This window comes from Halostagnicola kamekurae, assembly GCF_900116205.1.
Classification (GTDB): domain Archaea; phylum Halobacteriota; class Halobacteria; order Halobacteriales; family Natrialbaceae; genus Halostagnicola; species Halostagnicola kamekurae.
In genome coordinates, this window is sequence record NZ_FOZS01000001.1 from 373,035 (window position 1) to 390,486 (window position 17,452).

Annotated in this window: 18 protein-coding genes; 10 read left to right on the top strand and 8 right to left on the bottom strand. The window is 64.2% G+C overall.

Annotated features, from left to right (window positions below; translation table 11 throughout):
- Positions 1 to 65 precede the first annotated feature (65 nt).
- Positions 66 to 839, top strand: a complete 774-nt coding sequence (locus BM348_RS01875) for an SDR family oxidoreductase (protein WP_175507081.1) — start codon at positions 66 to 68, stop codon at positions 837 to 839.
- Positions 840 to 1,235: 396 nt separating this feature from the next.
- Here the strand turns inward: BM348_RS01875 and BM348_RS01880 are convergent, their stop codons facing one another.
- The 5 genes from BM348_RS01880 to BM348_RS01895 form a co-directional block, all read right to left on the bottom strand.
- Positions 1,236 to 2,333: an aminopeptidase gene (locus tag BM348_RS01880; protein ID WP_092903542.1), complete on the bottom strand. Its 1,098-nt coding sequence runs from the start codon at positions 2,331 to 2,333 to the stop codon at positions 1,236 to 1,238.
- A gap of 122 nt (positions 2,334 to 2,455) precedes the next feature.
- A complete protein-coding gene (locus BM348_RS01885) occupies positions 2,456 to 3,442 on the bottom strand; it encodes a hypothetical protein (RefSeq protein ID WP_092901185.1) in 987 nt (328 codons plus the stop codon).
- Positions 3,443 to 3,647: 205 nt separating this feature from the next.
- Positions 3,648 to 3,782, bottom strand: coding sequence for a DUF7859 family protein (locus BM348_RS22145; protein ID WP_281244654.1), 135 nt, complete (start codon positions 3,780 to 3,782; stop codon positions 3,648 to 3,650).
- 441 nt (positions 3,783 to 4,223) lie between these two features.
- Positions 4,224 to 4,733: a metallophosphoesterase gene (locus tag BM348_RS01890; RefSeq protein ID WP_092901188.1), complete on the bottom strand. Its 510-nt coding sequence runs from the start codon at positions 4,731 to 4,733 to the stop codon at positions 4,224 to 4,226.
- A gap of 83 nt (positions 4,734 to 4,816) precedes the next feature.
- A complete protein-coding gene (locus tag BM348_RS01895; RefSeq protein WP_092901191.1) occupies positions 4,817 to 5,329 on the bottom strand; it encodes a hypothetical protein in 513 nt (170 codons plus the stop codon).
- A 95-nt stretch (positions 5,330 to 5,424) separates the two neighbouring features.
- Between BM348_RS01895 and BM348_RS01900 the strand changes: the two genes are divergently transcribed.
- The gene (locus BM348_RS01900; protein ID WP_092901194.1) at positions 5,425 to 7,599 is read left to right on the top strand and encodes an ATP-dependent DNA helicase; all 2,175 of its coding nucleotides are present in this window, start codon (positions 5,425 to 5,427) and stop codon (positions 7,597 to 7,599) included.
- A 48-nt stretch (positions 7,600 to 7,647) separates the two neighbouring features.
- Here the strand turns inward: BM348_RS01900 and BM348_RS01905 are convergent, their stop codons facing one another.
- From BM348_RS01905 to BM348_RS01915, 3 genes are all read right to left on the bottom strand, one after another.
- Positions 7,648 to 8,016, bottom strand: a complete 369-nt coding sequence (locus tag BM348_RS01905) for a hypothetical protein (RefSeq protein ID WP_092901197.1) — start codon at positions 8,014 to 8,016, stop codon at positions 7,648 to 7,650.
- A gap of 75 nt (positions 8,017 to 8,091) precedes the next feature.
- Entirely contained in the window at positions 8,092 to 8,604 is a 513-nt protein-coding gene (locus BM348_RS01910; RefSeq protein ID WP_092901200.1) for a 2'-5' RNA ligase family protein, read from the bottom strand.
- A gap of 69 nt (positions 8,605 to 8,673) precedes the next feature.
- Positions 8,674 to 8,856, bottom strand: a complete 183-nt coding sequence (locus BM348_RS01915) for a DUF7554 family protein (RefSeq protein ID WP_092901203.1) — start codon at positions 8,854 to 8,856, stop codon at positions 8,674 to 8,676.
- A gap of 84 nt (positions 8,857 to 8,940) precedes the next feature.
- Between BM348_RS01915 and BM348_RS01920 the strand changes: the two genes are divergently transcribed.
- From BM348_RS01920 to BM348_RS01955, 8 genes are all read left to right on the top strand, one after another.
- Positions 8,941 to 10,044, top strand: coding sequence for a helix-turn-helix transcriptional regulator (locus tag BM348_RS01920; RefSeq protein WP_092901206.1), 1,104 nt, complete (start codon positions 8,941 to 8,943; stop codon positions 10,042 to 10,044).
- A 331-nt stretch (positions 10,045 to 10,375) separates the two neighbouring features.
- A complete protein-coding gene (locus tag BM348_RS01925; RefSeq protein ID WP_092901209.1) occupies positions 10,376 to 11,611 on the top strand; it encodes an argininosuccinate synthase in 1,236 nt (411 codons plus the stop codon).
- 2 nt (positions 11,612 to 11,613) lie between these two features.
- Positions 11,614 to 13,098, top strand: a complete 1,485-nt coding sequence (argH, locus tag BM348_RS01930) for an argininosuccinate lyase (RefSeq protein ID WP_092901212.1) — start codon at positions 11,614 to 11,616, stop codon at positions 13,096 to 13,098.
- Between the two features lie 221 nt (positions 13,099 to 13,319).
- A complete protein-coding gene (gene lysW / locus BM348_RS01935) occupies positions 13,320 to 13,484 on the top strand; it encodes a lysine biosynthesis protein LysW (protein ID WP_049951598.1) in 165 nt (54 codons plus the stop codon).
- 2 nt (positions 13,485 to 13,486) lie between these two features.
- Positions 13,487 to 14,365, top strand: a complete 879-nt coding sequence (gene lysX / locus BM348_RS01940) for a lysine biosynthesis protein LysX (protein WP_092901215.1) — start codon at positions 13,487 to 13,489, stop codon at positions 14,363 to 14,365.
- Positions 14,365 to 15,441, top strand: a complete 1,077-nt coding sequence (argC, locus tag BM348_RS01945; RefSeq protein ID WP_092901218.1) for an N-acetyl-gamma-glutamyl-phosphate reductase — start codon at positions 14,365 to 14,367, stop codon at positions 15,439 to 15,441. The genes lysX and argC overlap by 1 nt, the downstream gene beginning before the upstream one ends.
- Positions 15,442 to 16,308 carry an acetylglutamate/acetylaminoadipate kinase gene (locus BM348_RS01950; protein ID WP_092901221.1) on the top strand — a complete coding sequence of 289 codons (867 nt, stop codon included), beginning with the start codon at positions 15,442 to 15,444 and terminating at the stop codon, positions 16,306 to 16,308.
- Complete coding sequence (locus BM348_RS01955) at positions 16,305 to 17,447, top strand: aspartate aminotransferase family protein (protein WP_092901224.1); 1,143 nt, start codon at positions 16,305 to 16,307, stop codon at positions 17,445 to 17,447. The genes BM348_RS01950 and BM348_RS01955 overlap by 4 nt, the downstream gene beginning before the upstream one ends.
- The last annotated feature ends 5 nt before the right edge of the window (positions 17,448 to 17,452 follow it).

Consider the following 17,452-nt stretch of genomic DNA (forward strand, 5'->3'; position numbering starts at 1 on the left):
TCGGTCGCTCGAGGTGATGTTCCCCGCTCGATTTTATTAGTGTACTCGTGGTCCGTCTCGATGCAATGTCACCAATGCTCGAAGACCGCGTTGCGGTAATCACCGGCGCATCGAGTGGGAACGGCCGAGCGATGGCTCGGCGATTCGCGAGCGAAGGGGCTGACATCGTGATCGCGGATATTCAGGAGGAACCGCGGGAGGGCGGCGAACCCACGCACGAGCTGATCGACACCGAAACGGACGCCAGCGCGACCTACGTCGAGTGCGACGTCACGAGTCGGTCGGACCTTGAGGACGCCGTCGACGCCGCCGAGGAGTACGGCGGGGTGGACATCATGGTGAACAACGCGGGGATCTTCCACGAGGACGAGTTCCTCGAGATCGACGAGGAGACCTACGACCGGATGATGGACATCAACGTCAAGGGAACTTTCTTCGGGGCGCAGGCTGCAGCCAAACGAATGGTCGACGCCGACGGCGGGTCGATCATCAACCTCTCGTCGGTCGCGGGACTCGAGGGGTCGGCCGATTACATCACCTACTGTGGAACCAAGGGTGCAATTCGACTGTTGACCTACGCGATGGCGTCGAACCTCGGCCCGGAGGGGATTCGCGTCAACGCTATCCATCCCGGCCTGATCGAGACGACGATGACCACGGAGGACGTCGAGATCATGGGGACCGATGCAGAAGAGGGGTTCGTGCAGGCGATTCCCTCGAGGCGCGCGGGCCAACCCGAGGACGTCGCCGACGCCGCGTTGTACCTCGCGAGCGACCTCTCCGATTACGTCACCGGCGAATCGCTCGTCGTCGACGGCGGGATGACGAACACGCAGTAGCTCGAGTAGTCCGCTCGGAACCGCTCGGCGCAAAAACTTCGATGAAAAAGCTGCGATTCACTCCGTTCGTCGCAGTCGCTATTCTTCGAAGACGAATGTCCCGTTCTCTTGAACGACCTCGCCGTCGACCTCGATGAACGAATCACTCCGAACTTTTTCCGTTCGGGTTGTCTTCGACAACCGCTCACGCAAAAACTTCGATGAAAAAGCCGCGACTCACTCCGTTCGTCGCAGTCGCTATTCCTCGAAGACGAACGTCCCGTTCTCTTGAACGATCTCGCCATCGACTTCGATGAACGAATCACTCCGAACTTTTTCCGTTCGGGTTGTCTTCGACAACCGCTCACGCAAAAACTTCGATGAAAAAGCCGCGACTCACTCCGTTCGTCGCAGTCGCTATTCCTCGAAGACGAACGTCCCGTTCTCTTGAACGACCTCGCCATCGACTTCGATGAACGAATCCTCGCTCATATCCACGATCATGTCGACGTGGACCGCGGAATCGTTCTGTTCGTTGTCCTCGCCGACGGTGTCGTCGTAGGCTCGACCGACGGCCATGTGGACGGTGTCGCCCATCTTCTCGTCGAACAGCATGTTGTAGGTGAACTGGTCGATATCGCGGTTCATTCCGATTCCCAGCTCTCCGAGCCGCCGGGCCCCGTCGTCGGTCTCGAGCACTTCGGTCAGCGTCTCTTCGTTCTTTTCGGCCGAGTGGGAGACGACTTCGCCGTCTTCGAACTCGAGATACGCGTCCGTGATCTCCCGACCCTGGTGGTACAGCGGCATATCGAACAGCACCTCGCCCTCGACGCTGTCGGGGACGGGGGCGGTGAAGACCTCGCCGCCGGGCAGGTTGTTCTCGCCGTAGTCGTTGATCGTCGGGTTGCCCTCGACCGACATGGTCACGTCGGTGGTGTCGCCGCTGACGATGCGCACCTCGTCGGCGGGGTCGAGGATCTCGACCATCTGCTGTTGGTGTTCGCGAACCTCTTCCCAGTCCTTGTTGACGGCGTCCCAGACGTAGTTCTCGTAGGCCTCGGTGCTCATCTCCGCGAGCTGGGCGTTCGCGGGCGCGGGATACTGCGTGAGACACCACCGCTTCGAGAGCCGCTCCTCGAGAATCGGGCGCTGGGCCTGCCGGTAGGCGGCGCTGACCTCCGGATCGACGTCGCTCGTCTGCGTGACGTTGTCGCTGGCCCGGATCGCGATGTAGACGTCCGTGTTCTCGATGAGCGCCCGCTCGTGTTCGGGCGTTTCGAACTCGTCGTCTGCGAGATCGGCTCCCGCGGCTTTCAGATACGCGCGACGGTTTCGGGTGCCGGTTCGCTGACTCGTCGCGACGGGATTCGCGCCGATGTCGCCAATCACCTCGTGGAGGGCGACGACGAGGTCTTCGGCGACTGGATGGGCGTCGATGACGACGTTGTCGCCCGCCTCCATATCGACGGAGTGATTGGCGATGATTTCGGCGTGTTCGCGAATGCGTGGGTCCATACCCGGATAGTCGGACCCGTCCGTGAAAAACGGTTTGTGATCCGGTTGGTTTCGGAAGTGACCACCGACGACGGTCTCCCCGGTTCGAAAACACACCGCAGCAGATCACCCGATTCGATCCGCTACATCGTCCATCGCTGTCCCTCGAGTTCGACCAGTTCGCGGAGGAAAGACACCGTCGCCGCGGTCAACACGAGTCCGAGCGGCGTTGCGAGACCGACCGCGAGGAGTAATCCGACCGGCCCGCCGATGCTCACCAGGATCGAGAGGACGATCGAGGCAACGACGGCGGTCACGGCGTGCCAGACTGCGAACCAGAAGTACGCGCCGCCGTTGACCGCCATCCCGTGGGATCGGCGGAAGGCCTCGAGAAAGCGGGCGTCGTCCACGACGAACAGGAACGGGGCGGCATAGAAGAGATACGCGACCAGGATCATTACGGGGAACGCGAGGAGCAACAGGGGCGGTGCGACGAGCACGATCGGGACCAGTACCGCGAACACACCGACGATGAGGAGATTATAGAGGACGAGTCGCGGCGCGTACTGCAGGACGCACGCGATGGGTTCGATCCGCTCGTGCTCGAGTCGCCTGTCGAGTCCGCCGACGTAGATCGCCTCGAGCACGCCGAGGAAGACGACGGAGATGATCGCCCCGATGACGACGAGCGGAAGGATGGCGAGTCCGATCGACTCGAGCAAGCCGGCGACGATGTCGAACGGCGTGTCGACGGTCAGATCGGTACCGCCCGGTGTCGGTCCGCCGCCGCTGAACCCGCTCCCACCGGTTGGGCTCGTCGGGCCCGTCGCGGGCGGTCCATACACGCCGCCCGTGCTCGCAGGGGCAGGTTCCGGCGGGGTGGTAAGCGACCAGAGATCGAGCAGCGTCGACGGGAAGGCGAACTCGAGATTGATAGAAAGTTCCCGGTTCGGCGCGAGCGTCCGTCGAACATTAGAAACGTTCAAAAGCGCCGTCAGGAGCGGAACCAGCCCGAACACCGCCAGGTCGTCCAGTCGATCCGTGATTCGGCCGACGTGCCACCAGAACCCGTTCGGGTCCCCGTCGGGATCGGTCGCGTATTCGTCCGGCTCGGTTGGAGTGGGGACCATTCAGTCCATCGCAGACGTGACACCGAAATGAATCTGTCGGTAAAGTAACCGCGCTGATCTTCGTTGTTGTCGACCGTCCAGACCGAGTGACGAAGCCGATTTGATTGACGAAGCTGATTTGCTGAGCGACGGAACTGCGCTCGACCGAGAGAGAAGACAGCGGTCGACCGATCGTCTGTCGCGGGGGCGAGTTCGTGATCAGCGGTTATCGTTCGCCGTCCATCCCCTCTCGGAACTCGAGGATGGTCCGGCGGACCAGCAGGTATGAGAAGAAGATCAGCGACAGCAGTATCACGACCACCACGATGATGACCGGGTCGTCGGGGAGCAGGTCCAGCATTGGCGAGCCATACGGCGGGGCGTCGCAAAATCGTTTCGACCTCGAGCGACCCGTCACTGTAGTGACCGATTTCCCGATCAGTTCGAGAGGTGATTTCCCTCCTCCAGGCGATTTCCCTAGCTAAAACTGGGATTTTAGCTTACCGCGGGTATTTCTCTGTGGGGGGTGTAGCCAGTGATGTCCCGGTCGCCTGCCCTCCATCGCCTACTGACATTCCCGAGACCGGGGCGCTGCCCGCTGGTCCCGCCATCGGCCGGTCCACGACCGGCTCACACCATTCGGAACATTCAGGGCTCGAGTCCGCTCGGATTCGCTGCCCTGTTCCATCGCGGTGCCCGTCCAACCGCCGTCCACCCTCTCCTCTCATCCGCCCAGTGGTCTCCGCTGGCGCAGTCGATTTGTCGGTAGTCCCCCAACAGCAACCGATCGCATGCTGTTCGGTTAGAACCGGCCGCTGAAGGTTTCGAGAACGGACCCATCGGTCTCGAGCAACTGTCCTTCGAACGAGCCAGATCCGACTTCGACCGTCGCGAATCCGGGCGCGTTCCCGCGCGGATCGGCGTGGCTGCCGGGATTGAGAAGCAGTACGTCGTCCGTTTCGACGACCGCTGGCCGGTGGGTGTGTCCGGAGACGACGACGTCCGCGTCTCGCGACCGACCAAACATCGCGAGCCCCGTTTCACCACCATCTCGACGGTGTGTCATTGCAATCCTGAGGCCGTCGTGTTCGACCGTTCGGGCGGTCGGGAGCCGATCGCGGACCGCGACCGAGTCGGCGTTGCCGTGAACGGCGTACAGCAGGTCACACTCGGACTGGAACGCCTCGAGCGCCGTCGCGCTCGTAAAGTCGCCGGCGTGGAGGACGGCCGACGCGTCGCGAACCGCCTCGAGCGGCGCGCCCTCGAGCCGGTGGCCGCCGGTGCTGTGAGTGTCAGAGAGCATCGCGATCATACGAACGGTACCGCCTCGGCCCCGACGAACCTTTCGCTTGCCCGTCCGCAGGTGCGGTCAGCCGGACACCTGCGGCCACCCGATCACTCGATTCGGCCCACTAACTCCTCGTCGTCGACCGCGTGGATCGCGACGATCGTCTCGCCTGCCGGCGGTTCCGTCAGAATCGCGGTGACGGTCGTCCGCTCTAGGTCAACCGCCGATGGAACCTGCTCGGGGCCCGTCCGCGTCTGGAAGCCGACCGCGACATCCGTCGGGCTCGCTCCTGGCGGCAGTGCCGCGGGATCGTACGCGAGCGTGAGCTGGATCGCCTCGAGTCCCTCGACTCCCTCAAATCCAACGAGTTCGACCGGCTCGGTGAGCGCGTCGGCCGGCACTGGCCGATCGCTCTCGCGAACGGAAACCGAGTCGGGGACTCGATCGGCGACGACCGCGACGTGTGCACGGTTCCGAGCCGCGTCATCTCGTTCCCCGCTCTCACTTCGTCCGTCGCCGTTTTGCTCGTGGCCACTCGAGTCGAGCACTGTCGGGGAGTCGTCCTGGTACTCGAGTGTGATCTCGTGTACGTCGGTCGGATCGTAGCCGGGGATTGCCATCGGTTCCCTTCAGCGCGGCGGGGTAGTATGGTTGGTGCGTGCGTACGCCGGGTCGAGACGAATCCTTTTATCGCGGGAGGAACGTATCACTCATCGTGGCCGAGACTGACGGGTACATGCGCTTTTTCCCCTACGAAGAGCCGTACGAAAACCAGCGGGAGGCGATGGAGCGGATGTACAACTCGCTGGTTCGCGGCCAGAACGTCCTCTTCGAGGGCGCCTGCGGAACGGGCAAGACGCTGTCCTCGCTCGTGCCGGCCCTCGAGGTCGCCCGCGAGCAGGACAAGACGGTCGTCATCACGACGAACGTCCACCAGCAGATGCGCCAGTTCGTCGCCGAGGCGCGGGCGATCTCCCGCGAGGAGTCGATCCGGACGATCGTTTTCAAGGGCAAGTCCTCGATGTGTCACATCGACGTCGGCTACGAGGAGTGCCAGGCGTTGCGTGACAACACCCGCTCGCTCGTCGAAACCGAACGCGACCGCGACCAACTCGAGCAACGCCAGCGCGAACTCTTAGCGGAGAGCCGGGAGGGCGACTCGAGCGCGGCCGAAGCCCGGAGCGCGGTGATGGACGAACTCGAGGAACTCGAGGACGACCTCGAAGACCTCGACGAGCAGAACGTCTGTGAGTACTACCACAATAACCTCACCGAGGACACCGACGAGTTCTTTGGCTGGCTCTTCGAGGACGTGCGCACCCCCGACCAGATCTACGAGTACGCGGACGAGCGGAAACTCTGTGGCTACGAACTCCTCAAGGAGGGGATCGAGGGCGTCGATCTGGTCGTCTGTAACTACCACCACCTGCTGGATTCGGGCATCCGCGAGCAGTTCTTCCGCTGGCTCGGACGCGATCCCTCCGACGTCATCGCCGTCTTCGACGAAGCGCACAACGTCGAGGACGCCGCTCGAGAGCACGCGACGCGGACCTGTACGGAACGAACGTTCGATTCCGCGCTCGACGAACTCGCCGACGCCGACGATCCGCTGGCCGACCAGGCGACGAACGTCATCAGCGCGTTCGCAACTGCTCTCGTCGACACCTACGAGGACTCGTTCGGGTTCGGCAGGCGAGAGCAGATCGGCGAGAACTGGGAGGACGTCCCGATCAGCAACGAGGAGGGCCGGGACGATCTGGCGATTTCCTTCCTGCAGCGGTACTCCGGCCAGGGCATCGACTCGGATCTCGAGGCGGCGCTGAAACTCGGCAAACGACTCGACGAGCAGTACGAGGAGGAGTACCGCGAGGGAGAGACCGCGACCAGAACCGAGTGTCAGACCTTACAGGCCGCTCAGTTCGTCAGCGCGTGGATGGACGAGGGGACGAGCCAGGGGCTGTACCCGGTCGTCTCCGTCCGTCGTGACGCGGGAACCGACGAGGTCTACGGTCGCGCTGAACTCTACAGTTGCCTCCCGCGACAGGTGACCGGCGAACTGTTCGAGGAGGTCCACTCGACGGTGCTGATGAGCGCGACGCTCCAGCCGTTCGACGTCACGGAGGACGTTCTCGGCCTCTCCGAGCCCGTGACCATGGCCTACGGCCTCCAGTTCCCGGAGGAGAATCGTCGAACCTACGCCGTCGAAACGCCGCCGCTTTTCTCCTCGGATCGAGACGACCCGGAGGTTCAGACGGCGGTCACCGACGCGATCGCCGACGCGGTTCGGCTCACGCCCGGAAACACGCTCGCGTTCTTCCCCAACTACGCCGAGGCAACGCGGTACGCCGACCGGCTCGAGAACCGTTCACCCACCGCGTCGGTCTACAGCGACGAACCGGGCGTGGCGGTCGAAGACCTGCGCCAGGAGTTCGTCGCTGACGACGACGCCGTCCTGTGTACGTCGCTGTGGGGAACCCTCGCGGAGGGCGTGAGCTTCGACGGCGACGACGCCACGACGGTCCTCGTCGTCGGGGTTCCCTATCCGCACCTCGACGATCGGGCCGAGGCCGTCCAGGAGGCTTACGACGCGGCCTTCGACGGTACCGACACGGGCTGGCGCTACGCCGTCGAGATCCCGACCGTCAGAAAGACGAGACAGGCGCTCGGTCGGGTGATCCGCTCGCCCGAGGACGTCGGTGTCCGGGCCGTCCTCGACCGGCGGTACGCCGCTCGAGCGAAGTCGGACCTCGGCAAGTACAGCGTCAACAGCACGTTCCCGATCGAGGAGCGCGAGGAGCTGATCGATATCGACCCCGAGAAACTCAAGTTCGCGATGTTGAACTTCTACGCGGATCACGACCGGTACGACGGCGATCCGCCGGAGCCGTAATTCAGTGTGGGATCGCTCGAGCGGCCCGCTTTCGCTGATCGGTACGGGCTACCACTCGATCGTCACGTCGGCGGTCCCGCTCATGACGACCGCATAATGGGTGCCACTGTTCTCGACCGTCACGTCGAACGTCCCGGAATCCTCGACGCTCCACGTTTCGATCGGCCCTTCTTCCTCGTGTTGGATCTGGAACCCGATCGAATCGCGTTCGACGTCCGGGTCCTCGTCCATTCCCTCGCCGGTCTCTGCGATTTCCCGAACGTCGACGGTGGCGGTCAGTTCGGTCCCCTCGTCGGCCCGGAATTCGGCCCGCGTCTCGTCGTCTAACGTTGCATCGACGCCGCTGCCGCCCAGGACGCTTCCACACCCTGCAAGCGGGGTGATCGTCGCGGTCGCCAGAAACGCTCGTCTGTGCATGGAGAGTGATTCCGAGAGCGACGTGTAATAATTTCTGGCTGTATTCGCCTCGCTCCACCTCGACCGGAAGGTCAGTTAGTCGGTTCGTCGTTCTGACAGGGAGATCCGACTCACCGGCACCTTCTCCGTCCCGTTCCAGAACTCGAGGCCGTCGACCGTCCACGCGATCGGCTCGAGATCACGGGACGCGAGTCGTTTTGCGTCATGGACTGACCCGCCCCGAGCGAGCGTAATGTGTGGCACGTAGTCAGGTCCCTCGAGTCCGTCGACGGGCGGAAACTCCGCGAGCAACTCGCGGTGGATCGACTCGAGGCCCGGGCTGTCGACGGCCAGATAGACGACGGGAGCGGTTCCAAGCGGCGGGTCGGAAAAGTAGTCGATTCCAGTAATTTGGGCTTCGACGGGGGCCGTTCCCTCGAGCGCGCGATTGAACCGGTGCTGGAGCTGTGAGATGTGTCCGTCGTCGCCGAGTCGCTTGAGGACCATCGAATGGTTCTCCCGAATCGCCTCGAAGGCTCGGAGCGACGGATAGAGTTCCGTCGCGAGCGCTCGAGCCTCGCCGGGAACGGGGACGTTGACGCTGTACACGTAGTCTGCGGGTTGGATTCGGCATCGTATCAGTGTTCGGTTCGAGTTTCTTCGGTCGGTGAAAGGGGCTCAGACGATGTCGAGATACCAGAGGACGATCAGCACGATGGTGCCCAACAGCAAGATCGGAAGGATCGCCTGCAGCCAGCTCACGACCATGCCGACGATCGAGAGCACGAGCCAGACGGCGAGCAGCGCGAGTACGATTTTCAACAACGTTTCGACTTCGATGGAGCCGCGGGTATCGATCATACGTTCTGCTTTGGATGACTTTCCTATAAGTACTGTCGTCGGAGTCGGAAAGACCTATTTAGACGGCCACACCATCACCGTACAATGGTCGGGAAGGGGCTTCGCGCCCTGATTTGTGTGCTCGTGGTGACGAGTGTGGTGTTCGTGGTGGGCTCGCCAGCAGTTGCGATGGCCGACATCGGCTCGAGTTCTCCCGCCGTGGTACAGCAGGACTCGGCGGACGAATTGACGCTCCAGGATGCTGATACCATCGTGACCGAGATACAACTCCAGCCCGACGGCAACGCGACCGTCTTCGTCGACTACCAGTACCGTCTCAACGAGAGTGAGACACAATGGCAAAACCTTAGAGACGACGTCAATTCGAACAACCAGACCTACATCGAGGAGGAGTCGGGCAGCTGGCAGGAGACGCTCGAGGACGGCCAGAACGAAACCGGTCGGGACATGAACCTCTCCGGGTTCACCGTCGAAACGGACGAGACCTCGAACCCTCGCGAGTACGGGCACGTCCAGTTTTCCTTCGAGTGGGAGTCGTTCGCCTACGTCGAACTGAACCGGATGGAAGCGGGTGATGCACTCGCCGGGTTTATGCTCGATGATGCCTCTGAGCTACGGATCAGTTGGCCCGATACCTACAACATGACCACTGTCGAACCAGAGCCACAATCGGTCGAGGACAACGTGGCGACGTGGGACGGTGAGAGCTCAGGCTTCGATACACAACCGCTGCAGGTCGAACTGATCGAAGAAAGTCAACCGCCGAACGAGTCGCCGGCCGGAAATGACGACCCGCAGTCGATGCCGGTCGAAACGCTCGCCGCCGCAGCGGTGCTCGTCGCCGTCACGACGACTGCGGTCGTTGCGGGATGGCTGTTCAGACGCGACGGTGACGAGCCGGTAACGGCCCCCGAGAACGATGCCGAACCGGCGGAGTCTGTTGCCACCGATGCCGATCAGGGGACGGTTCCCCCTCCAGAACTGCTGAGTAACGAAGAGCGGGTGTTACAGCTCCTCGAGGATAGAGGCGGTCGACTCAAACAACAGCAGGTCGTCTCGGAACTCGACTGGACCGAAGCGAAGACGAGCCAGGTCGTACGTGGGTTGCGCGAGGACGACGAGGTCGATGTCTTCCGGATCGGTCGCGAGAACGTCCTGACGCTGTCCGAGGAATCCGACGAGGAATAGCTCGGCGCCTCTAACACTCGTCCGCCGACTCGAGGGATTGTTGCGAGGCGGTTCGTGTCGCCGCTACAAGAAGGTTTTAAGTACATCGAGTCGCTCATTGGGGACAATGAGCAATCTGGTCGGCGTTCGGAACCGCGATTCCGTGACCGACAGGTTCGTCTCCCGGCGGCGACCGCGGCGGGCTCGTTGAGCCCGAACTATCTCCTTTCCCCACCGACGATTTTCCAACTCACGAACTACCGATTTCGTAGATAGCGGCGCTGCTGTCGTATTTTTACGCAGTTAAAACCAATGAATTTAAGTCTCCCCTGCCGTTTCACTCGAGTACGATATGACACGTGTGGCACTTGCGTTTTCGGGCGGCCTGGACACGACGGTCTGTGTCCCGCTGCTCGAGGAAGAGTACGGATACGACGACGTCATCGGCGTCACCGTCGACGTCGGACAGCCCGCCTCCGAGTTCGACGAGGCCGAAGAGACGGCCGAGGCGCTCGGCCTCGAACACTACGTCGTCGACGCCAAGGAGGAGTTCGCACAGCTCTGTCTCGAGAGCGTTCGCGCGAACGCGACCTATCAGGGCTACCCGCTCGGAACCGCGCTCGCTCGCCCGGTGATCGCCGAGGCGATTCTCGAGGTCGCGGAAGAAAACGACTGTACCGGCATCGCCCACGGCTGTACGGGCAAGGGGAACGACCAGCTTCGCTTCGAAGCGATCTGGCGCGACTCCGACCTCGAGGTCATCGCGCCGGTTCGCGAGCTCGGGCTCACGCGCGAGTGGGAACAGGAGTACGCCGACGAGAAGGACCTGCCCGTCGAGGGCGGCAGCGGCGGCGACTGGTCGATCGACACCAACCTCTGGAGCCGTTCGGTCGAGGGCGACGAGCTCGAGGACCCGAGCTACGTTCCGCCGACTGACATCTACGAGTGGACCGACGAGCCGACCGGCGAGACAGAAGAGATCGAGATCTCGTTCGAACAGGGATATCCCGTCGGCATCGACGGCGAGGAGTACGACTCGATCGACCTGATCGAGACGCTCAACGACCTCGCCGGCTCCTACGGCGTCGGTCGCACGGACTCGATGGAAGACCGCATGCTCGGTCTCAAGGTTCGCGAGAACTACGAGCACCCGGCGGCGACGACGCTGCTCAACGCCCACGAGGCCCTCGAGGGACTCGTGCTCACACAGGAAGAGCGCCAGTTCAAACAGCAGATCGATCAGCAGTGGTCCCAGAAGGGCTACGAGGGCCTGATCGACGCGCCGCTGGTCGACGCGCTCGAGGGATTCATCGCCGAGACCCAGAAACGCGTCACCGGGACCGTGACGATCAGGTTCGAGGGCGGCAAGGCCCGTCCGGTCGCTCGCGACAGCGAGTACGCCGCGTACTCGGCGGCCCACGCCTCCTTCGACACCGAAACGGTCGGCAAGATCAAACAGGAAGACGCAACCGGCGTCGCGAAGTACCACGGCTTCCAGCGCCGTCTCGCGAACGCCGCGATCGAGGACATCGACGGCGACGCCGTTTCGGTCGCGACAGACGGCGGCGACGACTCGAGTGAGGAATAACCATGACGGGAGAGAACGCTGACGGCGGGAACGCCGACGGAACCAGCGAGGGCGTCGTCCGCCGTGAGCGGTTCAGCGGCGGGCCCGCACGGAGCTTTCTCTCCTCGCTCGAGGCCGACGCGCGCATCTTCGAGGCGGATCTCGAGGTCGATCGCGCCCACGTCGTGATGCTCGCCGAGCGCGGGATCATCGAGTCGACGGTCGCGAGCGAAATTCTCACCGCGCTCGACGCGATCGAAGTCGAGGGCCACGAGAACCTCCCCGACGGCGAGGACGTCCACGAGGCGATCGAGACCGCCGTCATCGAACAGGTCGGCCCCGACGGCGGCAAGATGCACACCGCCCGCTCGCGCAACGACGAGGTGGCGACCTGCATCAGGTATCGCCTCCGCGAGGACGTTCTCTCCGCGATCGAGACGACCCTCGCACTTCGCGAGGCCCTGCTCGAGGTCGCCGACGAACACGTCGAAACCACCATGCCCGGCTACACGCACCTCCAACCGGCCCAGCCGAGCACGGTGGGCCACTGGGCGCTGTCCTACGAGAACGCCGTCCGCCGCGATACGGCGCGACTGCTGGACGCGTACGACCGAATCAACCAGTCACCGCTCGGCGGGGCCGCCTTCGCCGGGACGACCTTCGACATCGACCGCAAGCGGACGGCCGACCTGCTCGGCTTCGATTCCGTCCTCGAAAACTCGATGGACGCCTCCTCGAGCCGCGACTTCCTGCTCGAGACGACCCAGGCGCTCTCGACGCACGCGACGACGCTGTCGGGGCTCGCCGAGGACGTGATCATCTTCGCGAACCGCGGTTTCGTTTCCCTCTCGGACGACTACTCCTCGACGTCGTCGATCATGCCCCAGAAGAAAAACCCTGACACGCTCGAACTCGTTCGCGCGGTCGCCGGCGACGCGGCCGGCGAGGTACAGGGGTTGACGACGACGCTGAAAGGACTCCCGCGCGCGTACAATCGCGACTTGCAACGCGCAACGCCCCACGCTTGGGAGACGATCGATGCCGTCCACGAAGCGACGGAAGTCTCGGCGGGTGCGGTCGCGACGGCCGACTGGAACGAAGCCGAACTCGCCGACGAGGCGGGTGCCGGCTTCTCGACGGCGACCGGCGTCGCGGATCTGCTGGCGGAAAACGGGTTGCCGTTCCGGACCGCCCACGAGGTGGTCGCACGCGCGGCCGAAGCGGACACCGACGACGAGTTCGAGGCCGTCGAGGCCGCGGCCGCCGAGGTTCTGGGCGAACCGCTCGAGAGCTACGTCGATCCGGCCGCGGTCGAAGCGGCACTCGATCCGGCCGAGAGCGTCGCCAGTCGCGACTCGCAGGGTGGACCCGCCCCGTCGGCCGTCCGAGACCAGCTCGAGTCCGGTCGGCAGGCGCTCGAGGCTGACCGGGAGGGGCTCGACGACCTCGAGGACCGGCTCGCGAGCGCACGCGCGTCGCTCCGCCAGGAGGTGGGTGCGTATGTGTGACGCGATTTCGACACACTCTCTGGCCGGTCTGGCCCCAATCGGGTTCAGGCCCCCGTCACCCCGGCGGCCCCCGCGGGGCCAATATACAACTGCATTCTGATATATCGGTGTGGATATTCCTGAAAAAGACACGTAGGCACCGTTAGTGGGGCGTGCAGTATTGTAATTGTGCTGTTAGGTTCGACAGGTTTAAGGGTAATCACCTCCCAGTTGGGAGTACAATGACCGAATGCGTCGAGTGTGGGGCGGACGTCGCCCTGCACGACGATCTGGAAGTTGGAGAGATCGTTGACTGTACGACCTGTGGAGCAGAGCTGGAAGTCGTCGACACCGCGCCGCCAGTCCTCGAACGGGCCCCCGAGCTCGAAGAGGACTGGGGTGAGTAACCTTGCAAGTAGGACTCCTCTACTCACGAATCCGCAAGGACGAGAAGCTGCTCCTCTCGGAGCTTCGCGACCGCGACCACGAGGTCGAAAAGATCGACGTCCGCAAGCAGACGTTCGACGTCTCGGGAGCGCCCGACTCGTTCGCCGATCTCGACATCGTGATCGATCGCTGTCTCGCGACGAGCCGGAGCCTGTACGCGACGAAGTTCTTCGAGGCCTACGACATCCCGATTATCAACTCGAACGAGACGGCCGACATCTGCGCCGACAAGGTCAAAAACAGCCTCGCGCTCGAGGCTGCGGGCGTACCGACGCCCGAGACGACCGTCGCGTTCACCAAAGATAGCGCGCTCGAGGCCATCGAGGACTTCGGCTACCCCTGCGTCCTCAAGCCGGTCGTCGGCTCGTGGGGTCGCCTGATGGCCAAGATCGACTCTCGAGACGCCGCGGAGGCGATCCTCGAGCACAAGGCGACGCTCGGCCACTACGAGCACAAGGTGTTCTACGTCCAGGAGTTCGTCGAGAAGCCGGGTCGCGACATCCGCGTGCTGGCGATCGACGGCGAACCGGTCGCCGCGATGGCTCGCTCCTCGGATCACTGGCTCACGAACGCCGCCAAAGGTGCCGAGACCGACGTCTTCGAACTCGACGAGGAAGCGAAAGCCCTCGTTCAAGACGCGAGCGACGCCGTCGGCGGCGGACTGCTCGGCGTCGACCTCATGGAGACCGGTGACAGTTACACCGTCCACGAGGTCAACCACACCGTCGAGTTCAAGGCGCTCGATTCGGCCGTCGAGACCGACGTTGCGGGCACCGTCGTCGACTGGATCGAACGGAAAGCCGTCGCGGCGTCCGACGCCGAACTCGAGGTGACCGTCTGATGGCGGTCGACTCGCTGGACGACGTCGGCTCGGACACCGAAACGGTTACCGCCAGTATCATCGGCGGAAGCGGTTTCACCGGCGGCGAACTCCTGCGACTGCTCGCCGGTCATCCGACCATCGAACTCGCCGAAGTGACCAGCCGGTCGAAAGCAGGCAAGAGCGTCGGCTCCGTTCACCCGCCGCTTCGCGGGACGGACCTGCGCTTTACCGAACCCGACGATCTCGAGAGCGTCGACGTGCTCTTCGCGGCGACGCCACACGGCGTGTCGATGGGGCAGATCGACGAGTTCTTCGACGTCGCGGACACCGTCGTCGACCTCTCGGCGGACTTTCGCCTCGAGAGCGAGGCCCAGTACGACGAGTGGTACGACGGCCACGACGCGCCGGAGTACTTAGAGAAATCGGAGTACGCTCTCCCCGAGATCAACCGCGAGAACCTCGCGGGCGCGGAGCTGATCGCCGGCGGCGGCTGTAACGCCACGGCGACGATCCTCGGGCTGTACCCGCTGTTCGAGCACGACGTCCTCGACGGTGACGAACAGATCGTCGTCGATGTCAAGGTCGGCTCCTCCGAAGGCGGAGCGGGCGGCGGCGAGGCCTCGAGCCACCCCGAGCGCTCGGGCGTCGTCCGCCCGTACGCGCCGACGGGACACCGACACGAAGCCGAGATCGAACAGTTCCTCGGCACCTCGGTCTCCTTTACCTGCCACGCCGTGGACATGGTCCGGGGCGCGAGCGCGACGAGTCACGTCTTCCCGTCGGGACCGGTCTCGAAGGGCGACCTCTGGCAGGCCTACCGCGGCGAGTACGAGGACGAACCGTTCGTCCGGATGGCCGCCGGCGGTTCGGGCGTCTATCGATACCCCGAACCGAAGGCGATCGCGGGAACGAACATGGCCGAAGTCGGCTTCGAACTCGATCCGTCGAACAAGCGCGTCGTGGTCTTTTCGGCCATCGACAACATGATGAAGGGGTCGGCCGGTCAGGCCGTCCACGCGGCGAACATCGCGCTCGGTCTCGAGGAGACCGCCGGACTCGAGTTTACGGGACTACACCCCGTGGGGGCGCCGTAGATGGTGACCGTCGTCAAGATCGGCGGCGCGCGCGCCGTCGATCCCGAGGGTGCGCTGGGCGACGTTGCACAGCTGATGGACGATGGAGAATCCGTCGTCGTCGTCCACGGTGGCTCGACAGCCGTCGACGAGACGCTCGAGGAACTCGGCGAGGAGCCGACCTACGTCGAAACGCCAGGCGGCGTCGTCGGCCGATTCACCGACGAGCGGACGATGGACGTCTTCAAGATGGTGATGCCGGGGAAGCTCAACACGGATCTCGTCGAGGCCCTGCAGAACGAAGGCGTCGACGCGGTCGGGCTCACCGGCACCGACGGAAAGTTGCTCTCTGGCAAGCGAAAATCCGCAGTTAGGGTCAAAGAGGACGGCAAGAAGAAGATCAAACGCGGCGACCACTCGGGGACGATCGAGTCGGTCAACGCGGACTTACTCGAGACGCTGCTCTCGAGTTCGTACACGCCTGTCGTCTCCGTTCCGGTACTCGGAGAGGAGAAAGACGGCGGCTACACCGCCGTCAACGCCGACGCGGATCGCGCGGCCGCGGCGATCGCGGGCGCGCTCGAGGCGGACCTCGTCCTCCTGACCGACGTATCGGGGATCTACGAGGATCCCGACGACGAGTCGACGAAGATCGACGAGGCGGCGACGCCCGCGGCGTTCGAGGCGGTCAAAGACGCCGCGGAAGGGTTCATGACGAAGAAGGTGATGGCGGCAGAGGAATCGCTCGAGGGCGGGGCGGCCTCGGTCGTCGTCGCCGACGCGAACGCGGACGAACCGATCACGAGCGCGCTCGACGGCGACGGGACGACCCTGTTGCCCGAGGCGCTCGAGAACGACGAGAACGCGAAAACGGAGGCCACAGAATGAGCGACCACGATTTCGTATCCGGCGGCAAGCCGATCGGCATCGAACGCGGCGAGGGACCGTACCTCTACACGGCGGAGGACACGGCGTACATCGACGCGGGCGCGAGTTTCGCGTGTACGCCGCTGGGACACTCCCATCCGGCGGTCGTCGACGCGGTCCAGGATCAGGTTGGAGATCTGATGTTCGTCGATTCATCCTATCCCGTACAGTCGCGCGAGGACGCCTACGCTTCGTTCGTCGCGTCGACGCCCGACGGACTGGATCAGGCCTGGTTCTGTAACTCCGGCACCGAGGCCAACGAGGCCGCGCTGAAGTTCGCCCGCTCGGCGACGGGCGAGTCGAAGATCGTCGCCGCGACCCGCTCGTTCCACGGCCGGACGATGGGGGCGCTCGCGGCCACCTGGAAAGACAAGTACAAGAAGCCCTACGAACCCCTGGCCGGCGACGTGGCGTTCGTCCCCTACGGCGATAGCGAGGAACTCGCGGCTGCCGTGGACGACGAGACCGCAGCCGTCATTCTCGAGCCGATCCAGGGCGAGGGCGGGATCAACGTCCCCCCGGCGGGCTACCTCGAGACTGCCCGAGAACTCACCGACGACGCCGGTGCGGCGCTCGTCTTCGACGAGGTCCAGACCGGCATGGGCCGGACGGGATCGATGTGGGCCTGTCAGAACGCGGGCGTCACGCCCGACATCCTGACGACGGCGAAGGGTCTCGGAAACGGCCTGCCCGTCGGCGCGATCGCGGTCGGCGACTGGATCGCCGACGGCGCGGCCTCGCACAACGCCACCTTCAGCGGCGGCCCCGTCGTCACCGCGGCGGTCCACGCGACCGTCTCGACGCTGGTCGAGGAGGAGTGGCCCGCCCACGCCGCCGAGATGGGCGAGTACCTCACCACGGAACTCGAGGCCGCCATCGGCGACGAAGTGCGCGAAATTCGCGGCGAGGGACTGCTCATTGGGATCGAGTTGAAACGCGGTGCGAACCGGGCCGCCCGCGATCTAGCGATGAACGAACAAGTTCTGGCGCTGCCCGCGGGGCGGACCGTCCTGCGCCTGCTGCCGCCGCTGGTGATCGGCGAGGACGACGCGGACCAACTCGTGGACGCGCTGACGGCGGTCGTCGCATCCGACTCCTGAGTACG

Bases quoted from the DNA above. Each gene is read 5' to 3' on its own strand.
- argC (WP_092901218.1), top strand. From the start codon at position 14,365: ATGGCGGTCGACTCGCTGGACGACGTCGGCTCGGACACCGAAACGGTT.
- lysW (WP_049951598.1), top strand. From the start codon at position 13,320: ATGACCGAATGCGTCGAGTGTGGGGCGGACGTCGCCCTGCACGACGAT.
- BM348_RS01955 (WP_092901224.1), top strand. From the start codon at position 16,305: ATGAGCGACCACGATTTCGTATCCGGCGGCAAGCCGATCGGCATCGAA.
- BM348_RS01895 (WP_092901191.1), bottom strand. From the start codon at position 5,329: ATGGCAATCCCCGGCTACGATCCGACCGACGTACACGAGATCACACTC.
- BM348_RS01925 (WP_092901209.1), top strand. From the start codon at position 10,376: ATGACACGTGTGGCACTTGCGTTTTCGGGCGGCCTGGACACGACGGTC.
- BM348_RS01885 (WP_092901185.1), bottom strand. From the start codon at position 3,442: ATGGTCCCCACTCCAACCGAGCCGGACGAATACGCGACCGATCCCGAC.
- BM348_RS01880 (WP_092903542.1), bottom strand. From the start codon at position 2,333: ATGGACCCACGCATTCGCGAACACGCCGAAATCATCGCCAATCACTCC.
- BM348_RS01905 (WP_092901197.1), bottom strand. From the start codon at position 8,016: ATGCACAGACGAGCGTTTCTGGCGACCGCGACGATCACCCCGCTTGCA.
- BM348_RS01920 (WP_092901206.1), top strand. From the start codon at position 8,941: ATGGTCGGGAAGGGGCTTCGCGCCCTGATTTGTGTGCTCGTGGTGACG.
- BM348_RS01950 (WP_092901221.1), top strand. From the start codon at position 15,442: ATGGTGACCGTCGTCAAGATCGGCGGCGCGCGCGCCGTCGATCCCGAG.
- BM348_RS01875 (WP_175507081.1), top strand. From the start codon at position 66: ATGTCACCAATGCTCGAAGACCGCGTTGCGGTAATCACCGGCGCATCG.
- BM348_RS22145 (WP_281244654.1), bottom strand. From the start codon at position 3,782: ATGCTGGACCTGCTCCCCGACGACCCGGTCATCATCGTGGTGGTCGTG.
- BM348_RS01915 (WP_092901203.1), bottom strand. From the start codon at position 8,856: ATGATCGATACCCGCGGCTCCATCGAAGTCGAAACGTTGTTGAAAATC.
- argH (WP_092901212.1), top strand. From the start codon at position 11,614: ATGACGGGAGAGAACGCTGACGGCGGGAACGCCGACGGAACCAGCGAG.
- BM348_RS01890 (WP_092901188.1), bottom strand. From the start codon at position 4,733: ATGATCGCGATGCTCTCTGACACTCACAGCACCGGCGGCCACCGGCTC.